18 protein-coding genes are annotated in these 16,273 nt (G+C 69.7%); 9 read left to right on the top strand and 9 right to left on the bottom strand.

Annotated features, from left to right (window positions below):
* Window positions 1-206 precede the first annotated feature (206 nt).
* Entirely contained in the window at window positions 207-833 is a 627-nt protein-coding gene (locus ACGFY9_RS12470) for a GntR family transcriptional regulator (protein ID WP_393753687.1), read from the top strand.
* A gap of 16 nt (window positions 834-849) precedes the next feature.
* Here the strand turns inward: ACGFY9_RS12470 and ACGFY9_RS12465 are convergent, their stop codons facing one another.
* From ACGFY9_RS12465 to ACGFY9_RS12455, 3 genes are read right to left on the bottom strand one after another with little or no spacing between them, the layout of a single operon-like run.
* A complete protein-coding gene (locus tag ACGFY9_RS12465; RefSeq protein ID WP_393753686.1) occupies window positions 850-1,188 on the bottom strand; it encodes a cupin domain-containing protein in 339 nt (112 codons plus the stop codon).
* The gene (locus tag ACGFY9_RS12460) at window positions 1,185-1,976 is read right to left on the bottom strand and encodes a carbon-nitrogen hydrolase family protein (RefSeq protein ID WP_393753685.1); all 792 of its coding nucleotides are present in this window, start codon (window positions 1,974-1,976) and stop codon (window positions 1,185-1,187) included. Before ACGFY9_RS12460 ends, ACGFY9_RS12465 begins: the two co-directional genes overlap by 4 nt.
* A gap of 43 nt (window positions 1,977-2,019) precedes the next feature.
* Window positions 2,020-3,375, bottom strand: coding sequence for an MFS transporter (locus tag ACGFY9_RS12455; RefSeq protein ID WP_393753684.1), 1,356 nt, complete (start codon window positions 3,373-3,375; stop codon window positions 2,020-2,022).
* 183 nt (window positions 3,376-3,558) lie between these two features.
* Between ACGFY9_RS12455 and ACGFY9_RS12450 the strand changes: the two genes are divergently transcribed.
* Window positions 3,559-4,245: a DUF2848 domain-containing protein gene (locus ACGFY9_RS12450; RefSeq protein WP_393753683.1), complete on the top strand. Its 687-nt coding sequence runs from the start codon at window positions 3,559-3,561 to the stop codon at window positions 4,243-4,245.
* Window positions 4,246-4,376: 131 nt separating this feature from the next.
* Here the strand turns inward: ACGFY9_RS12450 and ACGFY9_RS12445 are convergent, their stop codons facing one another.
* Complete coding sequence (locus ACGFY9_RS12445) at window positions 4,377-4,904, bottom strand: hypothetical protein (protein WP_393753682.1); 528 nt, start codon at window positions 4,902-4,904, stop codon at window positions 4,377-4,379.
* 152 nt (window positions 4,905-5,056) lie between these two features.
* Here ACGFY9_RS12445 and ACGFY9_RS12440 point away from each other — a divergent pair, with 152 nt between their 5' ends.
* The 5 genes from ACGFY9_RS12440 to ACGFY9_RS12420 all read left to right on the top strand — a co-directional run bounded on the left by ACGFY9_RS12440 (window position 5,057) and on the right by ACGFY9_RS12420 (window position 8,415).
* The gene (locus tag ACGFY9_RS12440; RefSeq protein ID WP_393753681.1) at window positions 5,057-5,215 is read left to right on the top strand and encodes a hypothetical protein; all 159 of its coding nucleotides are present in this window, start codon (window positions 5,057-5,059) and stop codon (window positions 5,213-5,215) included.
* 48 nt (window positions 5,216-5,263) lie between these two features.
* Window positions 5,264-5,635 carry an SDR family NAD(P)-dependent oxidoreductase gene (locus tag ACGFY9_RS12435; RefSeq protein WP_393753680.1) on the top strand — a complete coding sequence of 124 codons (372 nt, stop codon included), beginning with the start codon at window positions 5,264-5,266 and terminating at the stop codon, window positions 5,633-5,635.
* A gap of 105 nt (window positions 5,636-5,740) precedes the next feature.
* Window positions 5,741-6,511, top strand: coding sequence for an SDR family NAD(P)-dependent oxidoreductase (locus ACGFY9_RS12430; RefSeq protein ID WP_393753679.1), 771 nt, complete (start codon window positions 5,741-5,743; stop codon window positions 6,509-6,511).
* Between the two features lie 1,065 nt (window positions 6,512-7,576).
* Window positions 7,577-7,945: a DUF1330 domain-containing protein gene (locus ACGFY9_RS12425; protein WP_393753678.1), complete on the top strand. Its 369-nt coding sequence runs from the start codon at window positions 7,577-7,579 to the stop codon at window positions 7,943-7,945.
* A gap of 236 nt (window positions 7,946-8,181) precedes the next feature.
* A complete protein-coding gene (locus tag ACGFY9_RS12420; protein ID WP_393753677.1) occupies window positions 8,182-8,415 on the top strand; it encodes a hypothetical protein in 234 nt (77 codons plus the stop codon).
* Between the two features lie 269 nt (window positions 8,416-8,684).
* Here the strand turns inward: ACGFY9_RS12420 and ACGFY9_RS12415 are convergent, their stop codons facing one another.
* The 5 genes from ACGFY9_RS12415 to ACGFY9_RS12395 form a co-directional block, all read right to left on the bottom strand.
* Entirely contained in the window at window positions 8,685-9,794 is a 1,110-nt protein-coding gene (locus ACGFY9_RS12415; protein ID WP_393753676.1) for a PDR/VanB family oxidoreductase, read from the bottom strand.
* 23 nt (window positions 9,795-9,817) lie between these two features.
* Window positions 9,818-10,729: a metal-dependent hydrolase gene (locus ACGFY9_RS12410; RefSeq protein ID WP_393753675.1), complete on the bottom strand. Its 912-nt coding sequence runs from the start codon at window positions 10,727-10,729 to the stop codon at window positions 9,818-9,820.
* 79 nt (window positions 10,730-10,808) lie between these two features.
* On the bottom strand, window positions 10,809-11,738 hold the full coding sequence (locus ACGFY9_RS12405; RefSeq protein WP_393753674.1) for an alpha/beta fold hydrolase: 930 nt from the start codon (window positions 11,736-11,738) through the stop codon (window positions 10,809-10,811).
* Complete coding sequence (locus ACGFY9_RS12400) at window positions 11,735-12,883, bottom strand: hypothetical protein (RefSeq protein WP_393753673.1); 1,149 nt, start codon at window positions 12,881-12,883, stop codon at window positions 11,735-11,737. The genes ACGFY9_RS12405 and ACGFY9_RS12400 overlap by 4 nt, the downstream gene beginning before the upstream one ends.
* A 4-nt stretch (window positions 12,884-12,887) precedes the next feature.
* Window positions 12,888-13,799, bottom strand: a complete 912-nt coding sequence (locus ACGFY9_RS12395) for an SDR family oxidoreductase (RefSeq protein ID WP_393753672.1) — start codon at window positions 13,797-13,799, stop codon at window positions 12,888-12,890.
* A 152-nt stretch (window positions 13,800-13,951) separates the two neighbouring features.
* Between ACGFY9_RS12395 and ACGFY9_RS12390 the strand changes: the two genes are divergently transcribed.
* Both ACGFY9_RS12390 and ACGFY9_RS12385 read left to right on the top strand, forming a co-directional pair.
* The gene (locus ACGFY9_RS12390) at window positions 13,952-14,593 is read left to right on the top strand and encodes a TetR/AcrR family transcriptional regulator (RefSeq protein ID WP_393753671.1); all 642 of its coding nucleotides are present in this window, start codon (window positions 13,952-13,954) and stop codon (window positions 14,591-14,593) included.
* An 863-nt stretch (window positions 14,594-15,456) separates the two neighbouring features.
* Window positions 15,457-16,269, top strand: a complete 813-nt coding sequence (locus ACGFY9_RS12385; protein ID WP_393753670.1) for an oxidoreductase — start codon at window positions 15,457-15,459, stop codon at window positions 16,267-16,269.
* Window positions 16,270-16,273: the final 4 nt, after the last annotated feature.

Genomic DNA, 16,273 nt, shown 5'->3' with positions numbered 1-16,273 from the left:
CCTCTGCCTGGCGTGACCGTGTGCCGAACGCCAGGCCGTTACGTCAAAGGGCTCTGATCGGAGTCCAGTCCGTCGAACTCTATCCACAGAGCAGAGCTCGTGCGTCGGCGCCGGCTTCCGGAGGCGGGGCGCCGTACGGCTCCGGTGGGCGGGAGCGTGCGTGGTAGCGTCCGTATACAAACTGTATGCGATGTCTGGGGGTTGCCGTGGCGTCCGGTCGGGAGAAGGCCTACGCGTATCTCAAGGACACGGTGCTGACGGACCCCGAGATGCAGGGGGCCTTCCTGTCGGAGCAGGAGCTCGCCGATCGTATCGGTGTCTCCCGCACCCCCATCCGCGAGGCGCTGCTGATGCTCGCCGCGGAGGACCTGGTCGAACTCGTGCCCAAGCGCGGTGCCCGGGTGGCGCCCCTGACGGGGCGCGAGGTCCGGGAGCTGATGGAGCTGCGCGGCATGGCCGAGCGGTACGCGGCCGAGCGGCTCGTCGCGGCCGGGCGGGCGCCCCTGGAGGAACTCCGCTCCCTGCTGGAACAGCAGCGCGCGCTCACCGGCGCCGAGGAGGCCCACGAGTTCATCGCCGTGGACCACCGCTTCCACGCGTCCCTGGTGTCGGCCGTAGGGAACACTCTTCTGGACCGGCACTACGACGGTCTGCGCAGCCGGCAGGTCCGCGCCGGAGTGGTCGCCGTCTTCAACCAGCAGGGCCGGCAGAAGGCCGTGCTCGACGAGCACGAGGCCATCGTCGACGCCCTCGCCGCCGGTGACGCGCAGGCCGCCTGCGCGGCCATCGACCACCACCTGCAGTCAACCCTCAAGGTGCTCCTCGACGGCTGAAGCCGCTCCTCGGCGGTCAGGGGTAGGTGATCACGAGCATCGTCACACCGTCCGCCGAGGTCCACGGCCCGTGCGGCATGCCCGGAGGACGGCAGGCGTACATGCCCGCCGTGAAGGTGCGGTCCAGCGTCAGGTCGTGCATCGCCCCCTCGACGAGATATACCTCCTCCCATACGTCGTGCAGGGCCACGCCCGCGGCCGAGGAGTCCGTGCCCGGCGCCCACCGGACGAGCGCGGTGCGCCGCCCGCTCTCCGGATCCTCGGCCAGCACGCACTCCTCGACACCGGGTCCGGCGCCGGCCGGTGGGCGCCAGGGTCCGTCGGGAAGGTGGAACTCCAGCTCGGGTCCGCTCATCGCCACATCTCCGGTCGCCGGTTCGCCAGCACGGACGTCTTCTCGCGGACCGTGCCGACCTCGTCGACGTCCAGGTCGGTCACGAGCAGCTCCGGCTCGGCGCCGAGGGAGGCCCGTACGGTCCCGTCGGGGCCGACCACCAGGCTGTGCCCGACGCCGGTCGGCACCGGGCCCGGACCGGTCCCGGGATCGGCCTGGCCGACGGCGGCGATCCACACGGTGGCGTCCAACGCGCGGGCCCGCACCAGCAGTTCCCACTGGTCGAGCTTGCCGGGGCCCGCGCCCCAGGAGGCAGCCAGCAGGGTGCCCACCGCCCCGGCGTCGGCGTGCGCCCGGAACAGTTCGGGGAAGCGGACGTCGTAGCAGGTCGCCAGACCCAGCCGGACGCCGTCCACGTCGATCACGGCGGGGCGCGAACCCGGGGCCACGGTCTCGGACTCGCGGAAGCCGAAGGCGTCGTAGAGATGGATCTTGTCGTACGACTCCTCGACGCCGGGTCCGGTGGCCAGCAGGGTGTTGGTCACCCGGCCCTCGTCGGCCGGGGTGAACATGCCGGCGACGACGACCGTGCCGGTCGACCGGGCGATCTCGCGGACGCCGTCGGCCCACGGTCCGTCGAGGGGCTGGGCGAGCGGGGTCAGCGGTGTGCCGAAGCAGGCCATCGAGGCCTCCGGGAAGACGACGACGCGGGCTCCGGCGTCGGCGGCGCGGCGCGTCCACTCCTCGACGAGGCGCAGGTTCTTCTCGGGGTCGGGGCCGGTGGTGAGCTGGCTGAGGGCGATCCGCATGACGCGGTGCCTCCTTGTCCGGGGAGGGGTGGTGTGGGTGTTGTCAGTGGAGGTCTGCCGTGGCCGGGGTCTTCGGTGCGGCGAGCTGTTCGTCCTCGTCCACGGCGGCCTCGGGATTGCGGCCCAGCATGACGCCCACCAGGGAGATCGCGGAGGCGAGGGCGATGTAGAGGGCCAGCGGTACCCAGCTGTCGTAGGCGCTCAGCAGGGTGGTGAACAGGAGCGGGGCGATGGCGCCGCCGATGATTCCGGCCAGGGTGTAGGCCAGCGAGGAGCCGGTGTAGCGCAGGCGGGGCGAGAACTGTTCGGCGATGAAGGCGGCCTGCGGGCCGTAGAGGCAGCAGTGGATCACCAGGGCGACGAGGACTCCGGCGGCGAGCGGCAGCCAGGAACCGCCGGCGGCCATCGGGAAGAACACGAACGGCCACACCGCGGCGGCCACCGCTGAAATGCCGTACAGCAGGCGGCGGTTGACGCGGTCGGAGAGGGCGCCGGCCAGGGGCATCAGGAAGACCTGGACCGAGGAGCCGATGAGCACGGCGGCGAGGGCGGAGCCGCGTGACATGTCGAGTTCCTGGGTGGCGTACGTCAGCACGAAGACAGTGAACATCGCGTAGAGGACGTCCGGGCCGACCCGGCAGAGGATCGCGGCGGTGAGGGCGCGGGGCTGGGTGGTGAAGACCTCGCGGATGGGGGTCTGGGGGCGGGACTGTTCGGCTTCCATCGCCTTGAAGACCGGGGTCTCCTCCAGCTTGGCGCGGATCCAGAGCCCGAAGCCGACCAGTACACCGGAGAGCAGGAACGCGACCCGCCACCCCCACGACTCGAACTGCGCCTCGGTCAGCAGGGCGCCGAGGGCGGCGAGCACGCCGTTGGCGAGCAGGTTGCCCGCGGGCGGGCCCACCTGTGCGGCGGAGGCGTAGAAGCCCCGGCGGCGGGAGTCGCCGAACTCGCTGGACAGCAGGACGGCGCCGCCCCACTCGCCGCCCACGCCGACGCCCTGGGCGAAGCGCAGCACGACAAGCGCGATGGGCGCGGCCACGCCGATCGTGCCGTAGGCGGGCAGCAGGCCGATCATGAACGTGGCCACCCCGATCAGGACGAGGGTGGCGATCAGCACCTTCTTGCGGCCGATCACATCGCCGAGCCGGCCGAAGACGAAGCCGCCGAGGGGGCGGGAGAGGTAGCCGACCGCGTAGGTGGAGAACGCGAGGAGTGTGCCGGTGAGCGGGTCCTCGGAGGGGAAGAAGAGGTCGCCGAAGACGAGGGCCGCGGCGGCGGAGTAGACGGCGAAGTCGTACCACTCCAGGGCGGTGCCGGTGAGGCTGGCGACGAAGGCGCGGCGGACGCCGGAGCGCTTCTCCGCGGCCCCGGCGTCGCTCTTCGGGGTGTCGTGCATGGGGCCCATCCTTGCTCGGGGACATCGACCTTCTGGCATACTTCTTGTATACAGGTCGTATGCGCAAGCCCCGCGCCGGAAGTTAACCGTGGAGAAATCAGGTTCCGCGGGCCCGCTCGCCGTGGTCCGAGCCCGGTTCCTCGGGCTTCCGTTCCCTCTTCCCCGATCCTTGGGAGTGCCCTCATGTCCGTGCTGACCTTCGAACTGCCCGACGGATCGACGCGCGACGTCGATGTCGTCCAGGTCCTCAACGCCGGGTACGCCGGGCGCAGCCAGGACGATGTCGCCGCGCACGTCGCCGAACTCGCCGAGCTGGGCGTGCCGGGTCCGTCCGTGACGCCGGCGCTCTATCCCGTCTCCCCGTACCTCGCCCAGCAGACGGAGCGGGTCGCGGTCCAGCACGGGCGCACTTCCGGCGAGGCGGAATGGGCGCTGGTCGTCGCGGAGGGCGGGGAGCTGCTGCTGACCGCCGCGTGCGATCACACCGACCGTGATTTGGAGGTCCACGGGGTGGCGTGGAGCAAGAATGCCGGCCCAGATGTCCTCGCGCGCCGCGCCTGGCGGCTGGCCGATGTGGAGTCCCGTATCGACGAACTCACCCTGCGCGCGTGGGTCAGTCACGCCGGCTCGGAGACCGAGATCCAGACCGGCACACTGGCCGAACTGCTCACCCCGGCCTACTGGGTTGACGTTCTGCGTTCCCGCGGCGAGCTGATTCCCGGGACTGTCCTGATCTCCGGGACGATCCCCATGGCCGCGGGTGTCGACCAGTTCGCCGACGGCTGGCGTGTGGAACTGGCCGACCCGGCGGGCGGGGACGTCATCGGCCTCTCCTACGACGTCCGGCCGATGCCGGAGCCCATCGGCTGACGAGGTGAGCGTACGGGGCGAACTCCCGCCGTTCGGTGGGGTGAACGATTCAGCCGGGTTGCGGTCCCCGGTATCTGCCCCTGCCCGATACCCGATACCCGATCAATCAGGGAGAGTTATCAGGGGAGTTGCTAGGGGAAGTAAAGTGCGGCCTTCTCCAGGACGTGCCCCGTGAACATCCCGCCGTACATGCTCCTGCCCCGGTACATGGTGACCCGGATGACTCCCGACCCCGACGTCTCCACGGTGATGGGCCGTCCTATGAGGGACGTTCCGAGGACCCGGGCGTCCTTGGCGGCCCATGTCCGCGCGTCGGGCCGGGCGTTGCCGGTGACCAGTGCGGGCAGGATCAGCGCGGCGTTGCGGGCGCCGGCCAGCCCGCCCCGCAGGTTCTTCGCGTAGTCCAGGGCCCACCCGGTGTACTCGGCCAGCAGGGCCTGGTCGACCTCGGGGACCGAGGCGGCGAGGACGAACAGTTCCGCCTTGGTGCCGAACCACCGCGCCTTGCGGTCCGACCGGCTGCCTATCATCACCGGGCGGTCGCGCCAGGTGGTCCCGGTCACCACCGACCCGTCGGCGGCCAGCCGTTCACGAAGCCCCGCCAGGTAGGAGTCGGCCGCGCCGGTCGCCGGTGCCGGGTCGCTCTGATGTTGAGTCATGCGGGGATCTTCCGTCACATTCAGGCCGCGGACAGGGGGTTCCTCGAAAATCGGCGGCTGGGCGGGCCGGCGTCGGCTGCGGTGTGCCGGGGTGTGGTGTCGCGGTGAGGTGAGGTGTTTGCGGTCATGTGCGTCGACGGAATGTCTTGACGGTGACCTACCAGGAGGTCACCGACATCGGCTCCCAGGCGCTGCTCGGCCGGCTGTGCGGGCGGGCGGCCCGCGTGGAACTGTTCGAGGGGCACGCTCGCGCTGGTGACGTAGGGGTCGCGAAGGCCGCGGGCGACGAACTGCCATGGAACACCCCGTGACCTCGGAACGCCCCATGTCCCTGGACGGCCGTACGGCACTGATCACGGGTGCCGGGGGGACCGCTGGGGCGCGCTTTCGCGCTGGCTCTCGCGGACGCCGGGGCCCGGGTGATCCTGGTCGGGCGCAACGAGACGGCGCTCGCGGACGCGGCGGCACAGGTCGAGAAGGACGGCGGACAAGCCCGTACAGCCTCCTGCGATGTCTCCGACCCCGCGGACGTAAGTGCCCTGACCGCTGAACTCGCCGACGAGGAGGTGTCGTTGCTCGTCAACAACGCCGGAGTCGCCGGTCCCGTAAGGCCGTTGGTCGACATCACGAATGTGCTGCTCATCCGTCTCGAATTGTGGGCCTGTTCGTTGAGGGCGAGAGCTTGTGGCCCGGATGGCGGGACGTCTGTCGCGGTCATACCAGCCATCTGAAGGGGCGATGTCCCTGGGCGCCACGGATCCTTGTTCTTGCCAATCCGGCGTACCTACGCTTCGAGCACCGCACTCCGGCGGCATGGAACAAGGGATCTGGCAATCATGGGTCGACTGTCCGGGAAAATCGCCTTCATCAGCGGAACAGGGGCTGGAATTGGGCGGGCCGCTGCCCAGGTGTTTGCCGCGGAAGGGGCCTCCGTATTCGGCTGTGACATCAATGCCGATGCCGCGGAGGAAACGCTGGAACTGGTGGAGAAGGCCGGGGGAGTCATGAAGTCCCTCGCCCCCGTCGACCTGTCGACCGAGGGCGGTGCCGAGGAGTGGATCGAGGCAGGGATCGCAGCCTTCGGCGGTGTCGACATCCTTTACAACAATGCCTCGGCGCTACGGAACGGGCCGTTCGAGACGATGCCCGCCGAGGACTGGTACTTCACCATCAAGAACGAGCTGGACATCCCCTACTTCTGTACGCAGGCGGCCTGGCCGTACCTGATCGCGCGGGGCGGCGGCGCGGTCCTCAACGTGGCGTCGGTCGCCGCCGTGCGGGGTGCGCCGTTCATGCCGATGGTGCCGCACGGCGCTGCCAAGGGCGGGGTGCTGGCGATGAGCAAGCACCTGTGCGCGGCCGGCGCCCCACACCACATCCGGGTCAACACCGTCGCCCCCGGCATGATCCACACCTCCGCGACCGCGCCCTTCCTCGATGATCCGAACGGGCCGAAGGCGCAGCTGGAGGCGCGTATCCCGGTGGGCCGGGTGGGACAGCCGGAGGACATCGCGCGGGTCGCGGCCTTCCTCTGCTCCGACGAGGCGGCGTTCGTCAACGGCGCCAACCTCATGGTCGACGGCGGCGACAGCGCGATGGCCGGTTGACCGGCGGCATACCCCGTCGAACGCCGCGAGTGGGCGCTGATCACATCGGCGTCAACGGCGGCGATCAGCGCGCACGGGATGCGCTGATCGCCGCACTCACCGAGGAGATCGGCGGGCGGCAGGCACGGCGCAGGCCGACATGACGGCTTCGGTGAACCCTTCTGCTCTGTTGTGCGTGGAGCAGGGAACTGGGGGCGGCGTTGTCCAGGAGGGCATCAGAGCAGGCCCAGCCTTTGAGCCGGGTCAGGTGGCCCCCCGCCGACCACGATCACGCCGGTACTGACCGTCTTGCACACCGGGCGAGCGCGGGACCAGTCCGGGTGCCGACCGACCGCGGCGGGCTGCACGCCGCGCGTCGACGCTGTCCGCGCCGTCAGGAGCGAAGGGACAGCGCCGTAGGTCGCGAGCACGGCACCGATCGAGGCCATGGTCGCCAGGCACCTGGTGCCGCCTCACTGTCGACGCGCCCGTCCGGGGCGACGGCGATACGCCCGAACTCGCCGAACGATGCGTACGGTTGCGGTGCAATGAGTCGCCTCCACCAGCCCGTTGTCAATGGTGTGCGACGCCGAAGGCACAGCACACCCCGTGCCGGAGCCGTGTCGGAGGGCTGCCATGCCATCCATGTTGCGATGCTGCGGTTCCCCGGGGGTTGCCGCAGGTAACCAGGACAGGGAAGTGGCAGCGCGGCTGGGTGCTGCCGGACCGTCCGATCGTAAGCCAGCCACGGACAGCCAGTTCGCGCGGACATCGGGGCACACCGAAGGGCACCCCCTGCTCGGACTTGCACGCGAAAACCGATCGGTTTACGATGAGGGAACCGATCGGTTTCCCGTTGTGGAGGCGGGCGAGTTCCGACCCCCATTGCTCAGGGGCACGGATGGCTTCTCAGTGCGACGCAAAGGGCAACGACCCTTGGTCGACGAGACTGTGCGCCGCGCGGGGCCGAAAAGGTGTACGACCTCAGTCTTCACCCGAGCGTTGGAAGTGCGTTCTGCTGCCGGCGCCCCGCGCCCGCCCGGAGCGGCGAACGCCAGTTTCCTGATACCGGAGAGGGTATTGGCAATGAGTGCGAATTCGCAGAAGAAGTTCTACGCCCTGAATATGTTTGACGTGGCCGACTTGGAGAAGTACCTCGCGTACTTCCGCCGCTTGCCTGAAGAGGCTCCGCAATATGGTGGTCGAATGGTGGCGTTTGGTCGTTTCCGAGACACCGTAGCCGGTGACCTCGCGCCACGGCAGGTTCTGTTTGTCGTCGAATGGGAGTCCGAAGAGGCGTTCAACAGGTTCCGGGACGCTCCGGACTTGGCCGACTTCCATCCGCTGCGGGAGAACGGGACGGCGTCCTATGTCTGGCAGACCTTCGATGGCCTCGATATGAGTGACCCCGTCAACGTTTCACTCGACGATGTACTGGCGGTGCTCAAGCCTTGAAACCCGCATTGCTGCGGAGTCGGATGAGCCGGCGGAGTGTAGTTGGCTGATGGCGTGTCAGGGGCGGTCTTGGCGGACCGCCCCTCCAAGGAGTCGATACCAGAACTGGCCGCGGTGCGATCCGGGCAGTCTCCCAACGTGATCGACGACCTTGCGGACACGACCTGGGACCGTGAACTCGAAGACCTCTTCCTCCGCATCGGCCACCGCTTCGGCCGCACGGCCTGCGACGCCGAATGCGGGACTACGTCCGTGTCCTGCTCGGCCCGGTCGGCCGCAAGAACGGCTGGCAACTGGCCGAGTACGCCGGCCACCGCATCCTCGACGGCCTGCAGCGGCCGCTCAACGGAGCAACCTGGAGCGCCGACGACATCCGCGACGACCCGCAGACATCTGTCGCCGAGAAGCTCGGCGACGACGGGTACTTGTGCCTTGACGACACCGGCTGGGCCCGGTGCCTGTTGCGGTAGTTCCCCCGGCCACCCTCGGTCCGCTCACCGGGCTCATGCCCCAGATCGTCAGTGGGCGCGCGCAACCAACTCGGCGACCTACCGTCGTCCATGGCGCTCGCCCCCTCACAGCAGCCTTCCCGGCCTCGGTGCCACTCGTCACGTCAGTCATCAACTGCCTCTTCCAGCTCAAGAGTTGCACCGCTCACCGTGCAGACCCCTCTGACGGCGTCGGCAAGAGGGCCGGAGGGCGTCACGCAAGACTTCCCCGACGGGCGCTCGGCCATCGCTCACACCTCCAGCACCAACCGCTCTCCTTCCGGTGCACGTGAGACGCAGGGCAGCATGGCGCCGGCCGCGCGTTCGGCGGCGGTGAGCCGGCGGTCACGGTGATCGACGTGGCCCTGGGCCACCCGTACCCGGCAGGTGCCGCAGAACCCCTGGCGGCAGGAGAAGGGCAGGTCCGGCAGGGCCTCGTGGAGAACATCCAGGGCGGAGCGGTCGTGCGGCACCGGCAGAACCCGTCCGGTGTCGCCCAGTTGGAGTTCGAAGGGACGGCCGTCCGTGATCGGGGCCGGGGCGAAACGCTCGAAGTGCAGGGCGGACGCGCGGCTGTCACCGAACGCGCGCCGAACGCCGTCGATCATGGGCGCGGGCCCGCAGCAGTACACCGCACCCGCCGCCGGGCTCACGCTCAACAGTTCGACTGCTTCGGGCGCGCCGGACTCGTCGTCAGGACGGATGGAGACCCGGCCGGGGGCTGCGGCCGTGAGTTCGGCCAGTTCTGCCGCGAAGGGCATCGAGGCGCGGCTGCGGCCGGTGTGCACGAGCCGCCAGTCCAGCCCGCGGCGGGCGGCTTCTCGGGCCATCGGCAGGATGGGGGTGATGCCGATGCCGCCCGCGATGAGCAGGATGGATGCCTCGGCGGCGAAGGGGAAGGCGTTCCGGGGCCCGGCGACGGCGACCCGCATTCCGTCTGTGAGGGCGTCGTGTACCTCGGCCGAGCCGCCTGCGCCGTCGGCGATGCGGCGTACCGCGATGCGGTACCGGCACCGGTCGGCGGGGTCGCCGCACAGCGAGTACTGCCGCTTGCGGCCGGAGGGCAGGTGCAGTTCGATGTGGGCGCCGGGCTGCCAGGGCGGGAGTACTGCTCCGTCGGGAGCAGTCAGCCGCAGGGAGACGACGTCCTCGGCCTCTTGGTGTTTGGCGGCGACCATCAGTTCCCGGATCACGGGCATCTCGGTGGCCGGCGGACGCCTGGGAGGAGTGCGAGGAGTGCTGCGCCGCGCGAGGCGCGTGACCGCGTGGTCGCTGAAAGCCGCCAGCTTCTGCATGAAGGAGTCGCTGCGCGGCCTGCCGTACAGGTCCGGCGGCCGGGTGACGGGTGTGCTGATGTCCATGGGATGCCTTGCTGGTCGCCGGGTCACTGGGCAGCCGCTCGGGCAGCGGGGGACGCCGCCAGGTAGGCGACCGCCAGCTGGGTCGAGCCCTCCTGGGTCGGGTGGTAGCCGGGGCGGAAGTAGCGCAGCACCGAGCGGGCGAACGAGACCGGCGGGGGCAACAGGTCCTTGCGGGCCGCGGCCAGGTAGTCGCGGAAGCGGACCTTGACCCGATCGTCGAGTTCGGGGTCGGCGCTCATCAGGAAGCGGACTCCGCGGATCCACAGCCGGGTCAGCACCGGCGCGGTGACGAGCATGCCGACCACTCGGCGCCGGTACCGGGGATCGAGGTGCACCAGCAGATCGAACGCGACCGAACGGTGTTCGACCTCTTCCGCGCCGTGCCAGCGGAACAGATCGAGCATCGCTGGGTCCGCGCCGGCCTGGTCCAGGTGCCCGTTGCTGAGAATCCAGTGACCCATGTACGCGGTGAAGTGCTCGAAGGCCGCTATGAGGGCGAGTCGTTGGAGGAGGTGCGCGTGGGTGGCGGCCGGTGTCAGCTCCGGCCGGTCTCCGAGCACCCTGCGGAAGATCCATTCGGACTGGCGGGTGTACGGAGCCGGGTCCAGCCCCTTGGCGAGCAGGTGCTCCAGGACCTCCTGATGCGCCTCGGCGTGCATCGCTTCCTGGCCGATGAAACCGCGCACGTCCTCGCGCAGCCGGTCGTCGGTGATCAGTGGCAGTGCCTGCTCGAAGGTGCGCACGAACCAGCGTTCGAGTTCGGGGAGCATGAGGTGGAGCACATCGAAGGTGTGCGTCGCGAAGGGCTCACCCGGCAGCCAGTGCAGCGGGGTGGTGCCCCAGTCGAAGGTGACGTCCCGGGGTTGCAGCACCAGGTCGTGGTGGTCGATGGGCTCGGACGGACGCTCCGGGTGGGCATGTGCGGCTCGGAACATGACAGGTTCCTCCGTCAGCGGTCGGTGTGTGCGAAGGGGAGGTCAGGCAGACGTCCAGTACTGCTGGTCTGTTGGGTTGTCAGATCGGGTACGCGGTGTGGTCCGGAGTGTGAGTGCGGCGGGAGCCGTCCTCGACGCGGTGGGCGAATTCCGCGATCCGGGACGCGACCTCCTCGGGGTGGCTGAGCTGTACCCAGTGCCCGGCGTCGATGGGGCGCCGTTGTATCCGGCCCGTCCAGTGCTCCACTCCGTACGACAGCACCGGGGTGACGCAGAAGTCGCGGGTGGGGATGATGAGTTGAATCGGGACGGTGGTTCGCCGGTTCCGGGGACGCAGCAGGCGGGGCAGCATGTTGGCGCGGTACAGCGCGGTGCCGGATACGGCGTCGCGGGCCAGCGTCGGCGCGGGGTAGGGGGTGTCCCCGGGCACGCCTTGGGAACCGGTGAGGAAGGTGCGCCAGCGGTGTCCCAGTGCTCTCCAGGTCAGGGCGGGCAGGAGCGGGAAATGGAAGTAGGCGATGTACCAGGACCGTGCGGCCTGCCGCAGCATCTTCGGCAGGTCCGGATGCCGCGGCCGGAGGCGGGCGCGGATCAGGTGGCCGACGTGGTCCAGGCAGGGTCCGGAGATGGAGGTGAACGAGGCGATCCGCCCGGCCAGGCGGGCGTCGGTGACCGACTCCCAGGAATGGATCGATCCCCAGTCGTGTCCGACCAGGTGCACCGGGCGGTCGGGGCTCACGGCGTCGAGCACCGCCTCCAGGTCGGCTTCCAGACGTGACATCCGGTAGGCGCGCAGACCCCTGGGCCGGTGGGAGGCACCGGCTCCCCGCACGTCGAAGGCGGTGACGTGGAATTGGTCGGCCAGGCGTTCGGCGACCGGGCGCCACACGGCGCTGGTGTCCGGGTAGCCGTGGACCAGCACCACCGGAGGGGCCGTGGACGCTCCCCATTGGTAGGCGGCCAACTCCACGCCGTCCGCGGCGATACGGCGGGCTGCCGGGCCGGTCATCGGCCACCACCGGCAGGGGTCAACTCGCCGTAGTCCAGACCGCCGTGGAAGAAGCTGGGCCGCACCGGCCAGTGCCGTTTGAAGGGGGCCAGTTCCGAGGAGGGCAGGATCTGCAGCCAGCGCGGATCGCGCCGACTGGGGTCGGCGAGGGTCTTCTCCTTGACCATGGAGTCGTACTGGTCGAGAGAGTCCTCCAGGGTGTTGGCGTTGGGCACCACCTCATGGCCGTAGAACGCGGCGTGGCGGCGCACCCCGGGGATGCGGGAGAGCTCGGGCTGCCAGTTGTCGGCCGAGATGCCGTTCTCGGAGGAGACCCACACCCCGTCGGGGGTGTTCAGCACCAGGGAGTGGTTGCCGTCCGTGTGGCCGGGGGTCCACAACAGGCTGACGCCGACGCCGAGTTCGACATCGCCGTCGAATGCGGTGACGCGCTCGGGCGGTACGCCGTCCATGCCTCCGTCGACGTACCAGGCCCACTGCATCGGATGCGTCGATTCGAAGGTGCCCAGCTCCCTGCGGTGCACCAGCAGCCGGGCGCGCGGGAACAGGGCTTCGCGGGGCGCCCGTTCGCCGGGAATGGTGCTGGTACTTCCCATGATCATGCGTACGTCCTGGACGTGCAGGTGGTCGAAGCTGACGAAGTCCACGTCCTCGGGCCGCAGACCGCAGGAGGGCAGGACGGTGTCCGGGTCCTGGTAGAAGCGGGCGAAGACGTGCTCGGTGAGAAAGTCTCCCGCCAGCCGCTTGAGCTGGGCGTAGAACGGCGCTTGAGCCGTTCCGGCGGCGACGGTCGGCTCCCACACCAGTGTTCTCGGCTCACCGTCGAAGCCGTCGAACTGCACGACGAGCATCCGGTTGACGATGCTCACGAACGGGTTGACGGCGAGCGCGGCGCCGTGGAAGCCGAACCGGGTCGGGTACGGGGCGGCGGCGATGTCGAAACTGCGGACGGCGTGGATGCGGCCCTGCTGGACGAACCGCTCACGGTAGGCGGCCGCCGCGCTGCGCACGGCGCGCAGCCGGTCACCGCGGGGCCATACGTCGTGGACACCTTCGAATTCGGGGATGGGACGCGGAGCGGCGGCGTCCCGGGCCTTGTCCTGGGCCTTCTTCGCGCTGGGCACCGGCTTGGGCGTGGTGGTCACGGGCTCATCCTTCGGGCAGGCGGGCGGTCCGGGTGCGCTGCTCGTAGGCCGCGCGGACCGACCGGTCGGACAGGGCGGCGAGCTGGTCGGGGACAAGGAGGTGATGCAGGGCGTCGCGGGCACGGCCCGGCAGCAGCGCGGCCAACCGGGTCAGGGCGGCCACCTGGCGGGGAACGAAGACCTCGAACCGCGGGCGCAGCACGACGTCGAGCACCGCGTCGGCCACCTGATCCGCCGTCAGGCGTCGGGTGGAGCCGGTCGCGGTGCCCACGGCCAGCTCGGTGTCCACGACCCCCGGCATCACCAGGGACACGTGCACGCCGGTGCCGCGCAGTTCGGCGCGGACGGCTGTGCTGTAGCCGTGGAGGGCGTGCTTCGTCGCCGCGTAGGTCGCCTCGCCGGCCGGGGCGACCTTGCTGGCGGCGGAGGCGATGTTCACCACGTGGCCGCGACCGCGTTTCCGCATCCCCGGGATCACCAGTTTCATCCCACGCAGTACGCCGTGGACGTTGACGTCGAACTGGCGCAGGGCGGCTTCCTCCGGTTCCTCCTCGAAGGGACCGACCCACATGATTCCGGCGTTGTTGATCAGTACGTCGATCGGCCCCAGTTCGGTCTCGACGGTGCGCAGGAAGTCATCGAAGGAAGGTGTGTCGGTGACGTCGAGAGACAGTCCGAGCAGTCGGCCACCGGGACGCGTGCCGATGGCGCCGGCCGTCTCCCTGGCAAGCTCCGCGTCGAGATCGCCGATCGCTACGGCGGCTCCGGCCGCGACGAGCCGGGCCGCGACGGCACGCCCGATCCCGCGGCCCGCCCCGGTGACCGCGATCACTCGGCCGGTCAGCGGTTGTGCGTGGGGGAGCCTGTTGCGGTCTCTCCGGCTGAACGCATACGGGTGTCTGGGCGGTGCTGCCACGGTCGAGCCCCTTCCTTGCCCTGAGCGTGAGCGGACCGCTGAGCGGCAAGCGGCCCCCACGCGCTTCTGACACGTTGGCGTGTCAGATGAACTGACAAGCTAGAGTGTCAGTTCGGAGCACACCGGTGTCAACACCTCTGCGAAGGGGAGAAATGACCGGCACACAGACCGCCGGCCGGCGCTACGGCGGACGCGAAGCGGGGCAACGACAGCAGGAGCGCCGCACCCGCCTCATCCAGGCGGGCCTCGACCTGTTCGGAACGTCCGGATACGCGTCGGTCTCCGTCAAGCAGGTGTGCTCGCACGCCGGACTGACCCAGCGCTACTTCTACGAGTCGTTCCGCGACCGCGAAGACCTTCTCGCCGGGGTCTACAACGACCTGATCGCTACGATCAGCGCCGAAACCGCGCAGGCCGCAGCCGCCGCCGCACCCGATGTCGACGCCCAACTGCGCGCAGGCCTTGAGGTGTTCATCCGCACACTGGCCGGCGACGCCCGTATGGCCCGCCTGGTGCTCATCGAGGTCGTGGGCGCCAGCCCCCGCCTCGAAGTACGCCGCCGTGAGGTCCTGCACGAATTCGCCGCGATGGTCGCCGCCGTCGTCGGACCGCTCCCCGCCCCGGAAGCCGCCTCCAGCCGACTCACCATGACCACGATGAGCCTGGTCGGCGGAGTCAACGAACTCCTCGTGGACTGGACACTCGGCCACCAGAACGCCACCGTCGAAGAACTGCTCGACCTGTGCCACACCCTGTTCATCGCGGCCTACCGAGCCATCAGCGAACAGCCCTGACCACGCGGGCCCGGATTACTTCAGGGGCGCGATGAACGCAGGCGCGGCGCACCTGCTGGTTCTCGACGGTCGGACGGGTCTCGTACCCGTCATCCATCCGGAAGTGACGCAGCGCGATCGGGCTGAGCGGCCACGAACCAAGGCGGGCCCGTCGCGTCGCGGGAGCTGCTGAACGGTCGCGGATCACCTGCCCCTGCGCCCGCTGGCGCGCGCCCCGGGTCCTGGCCCGCGACGGACCCGACCCTGCCGTGTCGCTGGACGCCCGCACATGCCCAGGCCCTCTGAGTGCCCTGCCCTGCGAGCCAGGTGACACACCGGATCAAGGGAGGGCTGACGGCCTTTTCCCCACCGGGGCAGGGCTCATCGCGCTCACGGCCCGCGCGACTTGATGCCCTTGCTCCCCGGGATTCGAGGCAAAGCTTGATGATCGTAAAACCCGGTGACCATAAGGGAGTTGATGAGCAGCCGGGCGCGGGGGAGGCCGTGGTCTTGTCGGCATTGGCGCCCGGCGGCAGGGCATGGTCACCGTTGCCGCGACGGCGTATCCCCGCATCTGCATCCGAGGCGTTTCGGGGTGGGCCGAGACACGCCTGGCAATCGCCTCGGCAGAGGTGCCGTAGCAGCCCTTGAGTGCGAGCGAACTGGCGATCGCAGCGCGGGGATGGGGCTCCCGCATCTTTCCTGCCTGCTCATCCGGTGCGAGCCGCCATGCCGGCGGGCGCCGGTCAGCTCGGCCTGAAGCCGGCCCGTGGCGCGGCCCGGGATCAGTTCCCTGCTGGAGAGCTTGCGCACTGGAAACCGATCGGTTTACAGTGAGGCAAGGCGAAACCGATCGGTTTCCTCCAGGAGCTCAGGAGTGCGTGATGACGACAAATCGACCGGTGGCCCTCGTGACGGGCGCCTCCTCCGGCATCGGGAAGCAGGCCGCGCTCGCGCTGGTCGCGGCGGGTTTCGAGGTGGCCGGCACGGGTCGCGACACCTCACGCGTCACCCCGCTCCAGGGTGTGACGTTCTTCGACCTCGACGTGGTCAGTGACAAGTCGGTCACTGCGGTGGTCCAGCAGGTGATCGACCGGTTCGGGCGGATCGATGTCCTGGTCAACAACGCCGGCATCGGCTCGATCGGCGCGACCGAGGAGACCTCCCTCGCGCAGGCCCAGGGCGTCTTCGACATCAACGTCTTCGGGGTCATGCGCATGGTCAAGGAGGTCCTGCCGCACATGCGCGCCCGCGGACGCGGACGCATCATCAACCTCTCCTCCGTACAGGGCTTCATCCCCGCTCCCTACATGGCCGTCTACGGCGCGTCCAAGCACGCCATCGAGGGCTACTCCCAGTCCCTGGACCACGAGGTCCGCCAGTACGGCGTCCGCTCGCTCATCGTCGAACCCGCCTACACCAACACCGGGTTCGAGGCCAACAGCGCCAAGCCCGACACCCCGCTTCAGACCTACGCCGACCAGCGGCAGGTCTTCGACCGCCTGATGGAGGAAGCGATCAAGGCCGGCGACGACCCCGCCGTCGTCGCCAAGGCGATCGTCACGGCCGCGACCGACAAGAAGCCGAAACTGCGCTACGCCGCCGGCCCCATGGCCGCACGCGCACGCCTCCTCCGCTTCGCTCCCGCCTGGGTCCTGGACAGGCAGATCCGCACGATGAACAAGCTCACCGGCTGACACC

Source organism: Streptomyces sp. NPDC048504, assembly GCF_043200035.1.
Taxonomy (GTDB): domain Bacteria; phylum Actinomycetota; class Actinomycetes; order Streptomycetales; family Streptomycetaceae; genus Streptomyces.
The sequence above is the reverse complement of the archived record's forward strand: the minus strand, read 5'-3'. Positions and strand labels throughout refer to the sequence as shown.